Annotated in this window: 9 protein-coding genes and 1 pseudogene; 9 read left to right on the forward strand and 1 reads right to left on the reverse strand. The window is 37.9% G+C overall.

Annotation, left to right across the window (positions count from 1 at the left end; translation table 11 throughout):
* Positions 1–176 precede the first annotated feature (176 nt).
* Both GOQ29_RS08225 and GOQ29_RS08230 read left to right on the forward strand, forming a co-directional pair.
* Positions 177–1,523 (forward strand): MATE family efflux transporter, encoded by a 1,347-nt coding sequence (locus GOQ29_RS08225; RefSeq protein WP_203372177.1) that lies wholly within the window; start codon positions 177–179, stop codon positions 1,521–1,523.
* 24 nt (positions 1,524–1,547) lie between these two features.
* Positions 1,548–2,375 (forward strand): MerR family transcriptional regulator, encoded by an 828-nt coding sequence (locus GOQ29_RS08230; protein WP_203372178.1) that lies wholly within the window; start codon positions 1,548–1,550, stop codon positions 2,373–2,375.
* A gap of 324 nt (positions 2,376–2,699) precedes the next feature.
* Here GOQ29_RS08230 and GOQ29_RS15030 read toward each other — a convergent pair whose 3' ends face one another.
* The gene (locus tag GOQ29_RS15030; protein WP_350445993.1) at positions 2,700–3,470 is read right to left on the reverse strand and encodes an integrase core domain-containing protein; all 771 of its coding nucleotides are present in this window, start codon (positions 3,468–3,470) and stop codon (positions 2,700–2,702) included.
* Between the two features lie 860 nt (positions 3,471–4,330).
* Between GOQ29_RS15030 and GOQ29_RS08240 the strand changes: the two genes are divergently transcribed.
* From GOQ29_RS08240 to GOQ29_RS15045, 7 genes and pseudogenes are all read left to right on the forward strand, one after another.
* Entirely contained in the window at positions 4,331–5,035 is a 705-nt protein-coding gene (locus GOQ29_RS08240; protein WP_203372179.1) for a B3/B4 domain-containing protein, read from the forward strand.
* Between the two features lie 18 nt (positions 5,036–5,053).
* Positions 5,054–5,245, forward strand: a complete 192-nt coding sequence (locus GOQ29_RS08245) for a cysteine-rich KTR domain-containing protein (protein ID WP_203372180.1) — start codon at positions 5,054–5,056, stop codon at positions 5,243–5,245.
* A 476-nt stretch (positions 5,246–5,721) separates the two neighbouring features.
* Positions 5,722–6,144: an RNA polymerase sigma factor gene (locus tag GOQ29_RS08250; protein WP_203372181.1), complete on the forward strand. Its 423-nt coding sequence runs from the start codon at positions 5,722–5,724 to the stop codon at positions 6,142–6,144.
* A gap of 593 nt (positions 6,145–6,737) precedes the next feature.
* A complete protein-coding gene (locus tag GOQ29_RS08255; protein ID WP_203372182.1) occupies positions 6,738–6,905 on the forward strand; it encodes a hypothetical protein in 168 nt (55 codons plus the stop codon).
* 50 nt (positions 6,906–6,955) lie between these two features.
* Complete coding sequence (locus GOQ29_RS15035) at positions 6,956–7,597, forward strand: recombinase family protein (protein ID WP_350445994.1); 642 nt, start codon at positions 6,956–6,958, stop codon at positions 7,595–7,597.
* A 27-nt stretch (positions 7,598–7,624) separates the two neighbouring features.
* A pseudogene (locus GOQ29_RS15040) lies at positions 7,625–7,810 on the forward strand (recombinase family protein); the annotation flags it as partial.
* Between the two features lie 72 nt (positions 7,811–7,882).
* Positions 7,883–8,614: a recombinase zinc ribbon domain-containing protein gene (locus GOQ29_RS15045; RefSeq protein WP_350445995.1), complete on the forward strand. Its 732-nt coding sequence runs from the start codon at positions 7,883–7,885 to the stop codon at positions 8,612–8,614.
* Positions 8,615–8,662: the final 48 nt, after the last annotated feature.

The following is an 8,662-nucleotide window of genomic DNA, read 5'->3' on the forward strand; positions in this document are numbered from 1 at the left end:
TCGGTCTATAGACTTACCATTTTTTTAAATGAATGTAATCAAGTACAATTTAAGTAAAATTAATTTTTTTACTGGAAATTTGATGCGAAATCTCTGATTTTATGTATTGACTCTACAATAGTTGTAGACATTATGATATACTCAAATATAATTGAGTAAAGGACGCGAATCTGTTTATGGAAAAGAATTTAACCACAGGTGGTGTATTCAAAACCGTTGTGTATTTCTCACTACCGTACTTACTATCATATTTTCTTCAAACACTATACGGCATGGCTGACCTGTTTATCATCGGACAATTCAATGGAGTTGATAGTACGACAGCAGTTTCTATTGGAAGCCAGATTATGCATATGCTAACAGTCATGATTGTCGGTCTGGCAATGGGTGCTACAGTTATGATTGGACGCGCAATCGGTGCAAGAAATCATAATCAGGCATCCCTTGCCATTGGAAATACAATTACTCTGTTTATGGCTTTGTCAGTCATATTTACGGTAGTGTTACTCATTGCAGTAAATTCAATTGTTGCCATTATGTCAACTCCCGACGAAGCTATTTCAGAAACCGTTTCATATCTTACAATTTGTTTTGCTGGTATACCGTTTATTACTACGTACAACATCATCAGTTCCATTTTTCGTGGAATGGGTGACTCCAAAAGCCCTATGTATTTTATTGCAATTGCTTGCGCGTCTAATATCGCACTGGACTATCTTTTTATCGGGATATTTCAACTTGGTGCAGCTGGTGCTGCATTAGGAACAACATTATCGCAAACCATCAGTGTTATTGTTTCTTTAGTCATTATTATGAGGCGAAAAATAGGAGTAAGTCTTTCACTGGAGGATCTTAAGCCACAAAAAGATACCATGGGCAATTTGCTGAAAGTTGGTGTCCCTGTTGCATTACAGGATGGTTTTATTCAGATTGCTTTTATTGTGATTATTGTAATTGCAAATAAACGGGGACTAAATGATGCAGCAGCAGTAGGTATCGTTGAAAAAATTATCAGCATTTTGTTTCTTGTTCCATCTTCCATGCTGTCAACTGTTTCTGCACTTTCCGCACAAAATATTGGTGCTGATAAGCATGATCGTGCTCGTAAAACTCTACAGTATGCTACTTTCATAGCGGTTTCTTTTGGCACAATTTCAGCTATTATAATGCAATTTGCAGCCGAACCAGCTGTCGGACTATTTACAAATGATGCCAAAGTGGTTTTGCTCGGAGGGCAATATATGAGCGGCTATGTTTGGGATTGCATTTTTGCAGGAGTTCATTTTAGTTTTAGTGGCTATTTCTGCGCATACGGTTTATCTGGTATATCATTTATTCATAATTTGATTTCAATAATTTGCGTACGTATCCCACTTACATATTTGGCATCACAGTATTTTACTGATACACTTTTCCCAATGGGAATTGCATCTCCGGCAGGTTCAGCCCTATCAGTTATCATTTGTATCAGTGTTTTTGTTTGGATGAATAAACATCCCAACAAACTAATCCACTCATTATAAGTTTTAGATAGGAGGATTAAATAGATGGAAAAAAGCGAATTATTTCAAATTGGCGATGTTGCAAAGATGTTTCATTTAAGTGTTGGCTCCCTGCGCCACTACGAGAAAGCAGGACTATTGCAGCCGGAATATATTGACTATGAAACAGGCTATCGCTATTACAGTACTCGCCAGTTTGAATGTCTTAATACAATTCGATATTTGCGTGTGCTAGATATACCATTAAAACAAATTGCAGATTTTCTAAATAATCGAGATATTGATAAAATGCAGCTAATGCTACAGCAACAGAAAGAGATTGTTATTCGCAAGCAAAATGAATTAAAAATAATCGAGAACAAAATAGAACATCGCCTGAAACAGATTCAAGATGCTCTTTCTTCTGAACTTGACACTGTCCACATTAAACAGATTGCTAAACGACGTATTGCATGGATACAGAATACGCTCTCAATAAAATCTTACCTTGATTTAGAAACCTCTATCCGACAACTGGAGCAATATCAGCAAGATGCGGTTGTGTTTCTTGGGAAAGTTGGTGTAGGAATATCAAAAGAAAAACTATTGAATGCACAATATGACAAATATGATATGGTTTTTCTTCTTTTAGACCATGAAGATGTCTATGCAGGGACAATAGATGAATTACAGGAAGAAACCTGTGTAACACTGCGATTTTGTGGAAGCCACAAGGACGCCGCTGCACAATACGAAAAGCTGGCTGATTTTATAACGGATCACAAATTGCGTATTACAGGATTTTCGAAAGAAATTACGATGATAGATTATGGGATAACTGATGATACAAAAAAATTTGTAACCGAAATCCAAATACCAATTCAACCTATTTAACAGGATAGTGTCAAATGATTTATGAAAAAACAGAGCTAAAAAAATAAGCTCAAAAGAACCTTGAAACTGTAGATATTGATACTAAAAAGCTTTCCGAGGGCTTAGGGCGTCGCCCTAAGTACCTACAAGGGACTCGTCCCTTGACCCATTAACGGGCTCTGCCCAGACCCGTCCTCGCCGGAAGGCAGGAAAAGGGTGCAGTTGCCCCTTTTCTGCTAAATAGGATAATCCGTGAACTTTATGTCAAGCAACTTTCGCGGCATATCCTCGTGCCAAAGGCACTGCGGTATTCCACGGTTCACTTGACAACAGTTCCGCTCCTTTTTATATAACTGCTTGTTTCTGTAGATTGAGAATTGTCTGCTGTCCTAGAAAGATAAGAAGCTGCCATTTTCCTGGCATGTTATCACAACCGTTTAACATTTTAACCTCATTTAGAACTTTATAACCGGCATGTTTGTGAGGACGAAGAAAGTTGTAGTAGGCAACCCATAGAGACAGATCATAGTTTGCACCGTCGATGTTATCAAAACCATTTGTATGTCTATAAGAAGCCTTATATGTGCGGTTCAATCGTTCAATCATTTGTTTGTAGGAGCGAAATTTTGTTGACACTTCATCGTCGTTGGTAAGTCCAATTACCTGTGTAATCTCAATCTTGAATTTTTCACTAAACTCATGAAAGAACTGTTGGGCAGCTAATGGATAGGCACTGTACCCGTCCGCAATGAATTTAAAGTGCTCTGGCAATTCCCTAAGATGACGAAAAGCCATTCTCATAGCGAGGATGCAAGGACCGACACCACGGTTATCAGACACCTGATATCCGATGATGGAACGTTTTGCAGCATCCATGATGAAGCAGATATAGGCTTTTACCCCACGAATCTTAATATAAGTCTCATCGGCAGTAAATACCTTGCCGGTACCATAATCAAAGTTGTCTACGAAAGGTTTAATGCATATGGCGGCAGTTTTGCAGTAGTTGGCAATGCTTTGATGAGAGATGTCTATGTTGTAAAGGTCTTTTAGAGCCTGCTTGGTCTTTCTAAGCGACAACCCAAGATTTACATGAAGAGTAAGGCAGAGTGACATTGTGTTTCAATCAAATTTCGTGAACTTCAAATATGAGGCGTTCTTGGGGAGAGAGTTTAGATCCATCTTAAAGAAATCTATCGTGAATTCGCGATAGATGTAATGGAGCTTGTACTTGTTCTTGCCATAATCCTGTTTTAAATCTTTTTTATCGATCTTTTTCAGGTTGTGAAGATAATAAGAGCATTTAGGATTGACGCACTTGTGGATGATAAAGTGCTTACGGTCTTTCTTTGGTACAAGAGCGTTTGAACAGTGTGGACATCGTAAAACATTGGTCTTGGAAAAACGGTTGTCTTTTGTTGGAGAAAAATGAGACTGGCATACTTTGCACAGCACCTGGCTTTTCTTTTTACCATCGTTCCACATGAGATACTGGACAGGAACATTACAGGCAGGACAGTGACAGCTTTCCGGGATGTCGCAGCAACACGGCGGAAAACAGGTCTGATAACCTTGTTATAGCGCTGCTTGTAGTATGAAATAAGATCTGTCCATTCCCAGTCTTGTTTAAAGGAATCAATTCGTGGAAGCTGATCGATCTTGAATTTTTCGTATTTTGGAGAGTGGGAATCATCGAAAGCCCACTGTTTGAGAGGGATATATCTACAGATAAAGTTAATAAGCCAACAGATTTGTTTATGTTGATATTGAATAAGTTGAATTAAATAGAGTATAATGTCCATAAGCAATGATTACCTTTCGTATTTTATTGAGTGTGGTGCTTACATTATACACAAAAAGGGAGGTCATTGCTTTTTTGTTTAAAAAAGTTTTGAAATCCTTGTAACTACAAGGTTTTATATAAAAAAATAGGTAGTAAATTTGACACTACCTTTAACAGAAAGGAAGTATATATAATGAAGAAATTTATCGTTGACGAAAAAGTATTTGAAAAATTACCTGAATATTGCCTTGGTATTGTTGTTGCTAAAGGTATTGACAATCACTCTTTCAATAATCGCATTGAGCAGATGCTTGATAAACAGATTAGAAAATTTGCTGACGCTTATCAATCTGTAAATATCCGAGAGCTGCCTAATATCAAAGCGTATCGTGATGCTTTTTCTGTATTAGGTATAAATCCTAATAAATATATGTGTTCTATTGAGGCTCTAGCAAAAAGGGTTCAGAAAAACGTACAACTTCCCCATATCAATTCTATTGTAGACATTGGCAACGCTTTTTCTCTAAAATATCATTTACCAATGGGTGCACATGACATTGACAAAATGGAATCAGACATCGAAATTCGTTTTTCCACAGCACAGGATTATTTTCTTGGACTAGGAGAAAATCAAGCGGTAGCTATGCCAGAAGGGGAATTGGTTTATATCAGCAGGCATACTGTTAAAACCAGACGGTGGATATGGCGTCAAAGCGAAGACGGAAAAATCACTGAGGAAACGAACAATGTATTTTTCCCTATTGATGGATTTGAAAACTTAAATTATGAACAGATATTAAAAGCACGAGATGAATTGGCTGATTTTCTCCGGCAAGAATTTGATTGTGATGTGCTAACAGGATATGCAAATCGTGAAGCAAATGTATTTTGCTACTAAATAAAATGCAGGTGTAAAATGAATAAATCTGAACAATGGATATTATGTCCTATATGTAGAAACAAAACTCGCTTAAAAATACGAGAGGATACGGAACTAAAGAACTTCCCACTATTTTGTCCTAAATGCAAGCAGGAAACTCTAATTAACATAAGACAACTAAATATGTCAGTTATCAAAGAGCCAGACGCAAAGACGCAGAGCCGATAACCCGTTATCTATTTACGGATTATCGGCTTTTATTTTTGCAAACTATATATGCAACGCAACTGGTGACTGATTGTAACACGAACACAAAACCGTTGTTTGCTGGCAGTGTTGCGTTCCGAACCTTAACGGCGGTTTTGAAGTAGTAATTAAATCCGCCATTTCCTTTTTGAAAAATCGGAATACAGAGAGTCGCCCTTTTTAAGGACACGGCGGTATCTTAGGAGGTATCACTGTGTCTATTTTTACTTTCTATCGCCCCCATGTGCTTCATCAATTAAAAAAAGCATAACCCCTCCACTGGAGTACTATGCCTTTTTAGATGAACATACACATCAATCTATAATTGCTAATATTTCACTTGTGCCCGGTTGCGCTATGCGACCGGGCATTTTTGCGCTTTTAAGACCTCATTGTCGCTCTCCACCGCCGTTCTTTTGATTTCAGCAAAACCCCAAAATCGAAAGGATGGTAAAACTATGAAAACACTTAATCTGAAAGATTATTACCCCCACTACACTCAGGACACGTTTGTAGACGTACCTGACGAGTTGTTAGCTATCTTTGAAGAATACACCAGAGCTGAAGCGGCATATGAGAGAAAGAAATACCGCTACAAAGCTCACTACTCTCTTGACCGTGGCGATGGAATTGAACATGACATCTTGTTTGTGTCTCTTTCACCCGATGAGATTTACGAACGTAAGCTTACAAGTCAGCAGCTCCACTCTGCCATTGCCTCTCTGCCGGACAAACAGGCAAAGCGAATCTACGCTCATTATTTTATGGGCATGAGCAAGACTGCCATTGCCAAAGCAGAAGGCGTAAGTGAAAAAGCTGTACGTATTGGTATCGAAAGAGGATTACATACCATAGAAAAATATTTGAAAAGTTTTTTCTAAATCATGTTCCGTTTTCTAAAGAAAAAAGTCAGGACATATAGAGGGAGATAAAATTCTTCCCTATGTTCCTTGACAACCGAATATACGGTATTTTGAGTACGAAACTTATGTGGCTGAAAAGCAAAGCGACATAATGGGCAGCGCCATGAAGACTGCTGTAACACTCTTGCTAAAGTAGGAAACCAAATAATTGGTTAAAGCCTTTATAAGCATGGATTACAGCAGTTGGAGCGTTAAATGCAGCCATTAGACCGAACGGTGGCACGTTCGCCACAATAACACACATAGGGTATAATGATACTTTCTCACGACCTCCCGCAGACTTGAGGGGGAGTTCCTGTGGTATACGTAGTTTTGGGACAAGCATACGGTATTACGGGACTATGATGCCGAGCCAACGGCAGCTCAAAATATCCCCATGCCGGGGTGCGTGGCAAATACGGCAAACAGACAAAACTAATCGCACCGCATTTTTGCTTTATGTAAATTTGCGGTGTGTTTGGTTTTACTCTTATTGATACAGTGACAAACTTTTCATAAATGTTATATATGCTTATACTTTATGTAAGCAAGACACTTGGAGGTGATTGCGAATGGAAAATATCATAAAAACAAACGAAGAACCAACTACTCCTTCTGCTACTACTCAAAATGAAGTATATGTTAAAACAAAAGCTTATCAAGATTTCATAAATGTACTTTCTCAGATTATTGAAAAACACGGTACAGAAGTTTTAGATGAAATAAATCGTATTGTTTAAAAGAACAGTATTTATTGATGTTTTCCAATAATTTATTGGAGGTGACTACTATGAATAGGAGTGGAAAAAAATGCGTTCTTTACCCTCGTGTAAGTACTGAAATGCAGGTTGATGGGTTTAGCTTAGATGGGCAGAAAAACAGTTTGAAAAGGTTTGCTGACAGAGAAGAAATGGAGATTTTAAATATTTATGAAGATGCTGGAAAATCCGGTAAATCCATAGATGGCAGACCTGCATTTAAACAAATGCTATATGATATTGAAAATGGATTAGAAATTGATTACATTTTAGTTTATAAGCTCTCTCGATTTGGTAGAAATGCAGCCGATATTTTAAATTCTTTGGAACACGTCCAGTCTTTTGTCGTTAATCTAATTTGCATTGAAGAAGGAATTGATTCATCCCAAACAAGCGGAAAGCTTTTAATATCTGTGCTGTCTGCCGTTGCTGAAATAGAGCGTGAAAACATCCTTGAGCAGACAATGAATGGGCGAAAAGAAAAAGCCCGCCAAGGTGGCTGGAACGGTGGGTTTGCGCCCTATGGTTACTACCTCAAAGATAAGCAGCTCTATATCCAAGAGGAAGAGGCTGAGGCGATACGCATTATTTTTGACAAATATGTAAATGGTAATATGGGATTTTATAAAATCGCAAACTATCTGAATTTGCAGGGTATCCAAAAGGTAAAATGAGATAACGGCACTCTCTCCCAATGGAGTACGCATTTTGTCAGAATGATCATTGATAACCCTGTTTACTGCGATAAAATCTCTTATGGCAGGCGTGTCCGAGAAAAAGTAAAAGGCACTAAGAACGAATACAGGCAAGCTCCACAAGATAATTATATTATTGCCGAAGGACAACATGAGGCGATTATAAGCGAAAAACTATGGAATGAAGTACATGAAAAGCGAGAAATAACAGGTGTAAAATCCCCATCCAAAATAGGTCGGAATAGAGCACACCTATTAAGTGGTATTTTAAAATGTCCAAAATGCCATGGCCCGATGTACACCAATAAACATGCTTGGACAAACAAAGACGGTACATATAAAGAGATTTACTATTATGTGTGCAGTAAAACTCGAACAGCACGAGGAAAAAGCTGTGACTATAAAGCTATGCTCAAAAAAACTGACATTGAGCCGCTGGTTATTGAAGCAATCCGAGAGCTGATTAAAAATCAGGATTTTGCATCAGAAATCAAATCAAGGATAGGCAAGGAAATTGACACTTCCACTCTAAACAGAAAACTAAGCAATTATGAATCCAAGCTGCAAGAGGTTGAGCTTAATAAAACCCGTCTTGAAAATGAAATTGACAGTCTACCGGAAGAAACTCGTTTTAGAGAACGCAAGCTCCATGATATGACCCTCTGGCTTGATGGACTATATGACATCATCGTAGAGCTGGAAGAAAAGATTGAGGATGTAAAGCTGCGTCGCAAAGCCGTTGAGCAAGATGCTATCACACTGGAAAACATCTACACCCTACTGGCGAACTTTGATAAAGTGTATGATAAAATCACTGATGAAGAGAAAAAATCCCTAATTTCTTCGTTAATCAAAGAAATAGAGATTTTCCCATGTGACGAGGCTGAATTGCCTTTGAAATCTATTTTATTCAATTTTCCTGTTTATAAAGACGGTGGATATGTTTGTGGATTTTTGTGGGACAAAAGTACGCACGTCTCAACGTGCACCGTATGATTAAATTAAAATTTTTTCTATATTTAATCATATCTATGTATAACTTTG

Origin of the sequence: Anaeromonas gelatinilytica (assembly GCF_016820635.1) — a bacterium.
Lineage (GTDB): Bacteria > Bacillota > Clostridia > Tissierellales > SIT17 > Anaeromonas > Anaeromonas gelatinilytica.

Coding starts and splice junctions, on each gene's coding strand:
- GOQ29_RS08225 (WP_203372177.1), top strand. CDS start 177: ATGGAAAAGAATTTAACCACAGGTGGTGTATTCAAAACCGTTGTGTAT.
- GOQ29_RS08230 (WP_203372178.1), top strand. CDS start 1,548: ATGGAAAAAAGCGAATTATTTCAAATTGGCGATGTTGCAAAGATGTTT.
- GOQ29_RS15030 (WP_350445993.1), bottom strand. CDS start 3,470: ATGTCACTCTGCCTTACTCTTCATGTAAATCTTGGGTTGTCGCTTAGA.
- GOQ29_RS08240 (WP_203372179.1), top strand. CDS start 4,331: ATGAAGAAATTTATCGTTGACGAAAAAGTATTTGAAAAATTACCTGAA.
- GOQ29_RS08245 (WP_203372180.1), top strand. CDS start 5,054: ATGAATAAATCTGAACAATGGATATTATGTCCTATATGTAGAAACAAA.
- GOQ29_RS08250 (WP_203372181.1), top strand. CDS start 5,722: ATGAAAACACTTAATCTGAAAGATTATTACCCCCACTACACTCAGGAC.
- GOQ29_RS08255 (WP_203372182.1), top strand. CDS start 6,738: ATGGAAAATATCATAAAAACAAACGAAGAACCAACTACTCCTTCTGCT.
- GOQ29_RS15035 (WP_350445994.1), top strand. CDS start 6,956: ATGAATAGGAGTGGAAAAAAATGCGTTCTTTACCCTCGTGTAAGTACT.